The 252-nt window shown below is 55.2% G+C and carries 1 pseudogene; it reads left to right on the plus strand.

From position 1 onward, the window contains the following. Positions 1-128 precede the first annotated feature (128 nt). Positions 129-252 (plus strand): annotated as a pseudogene (locus F1735_RS35105) (transposase); the annotation flags it as partial.

Consider the following 252-nt stretch of genomic DNA (forward strand, 5'->3'; position numbering starts at 1 on the left):
CGCCGGCTCTGCCAACCGAAGCCGGAATCAACATGCCCAAAATGGACATTGGCACCAACGAGCAGACCGAAGAATGCTCCCTAAACAATCTGTAAATACTGTCTCAAATAGTTTGACACGCTCCGGAGTTCAAGGCCGATCTGCTCGCCCATGGCGGCGATCCGAACGAGATCAAACACGTCTGCATGGATATGAGCGCGGCCTACACGAAGGGCGTGACCAGGGAACTGCCGCAAGCCCAGATCAGTTTCG

Source organism: Massilia genomosp. 1, from assembly GCF_011682185.1.
Classification (GTDB): Bacteria; Pseudomonadota; Gammaproteobacteria; order Burkholderiales; family Burkholderiaceae_D; genus Telluria_A; species Telluria_A rubra.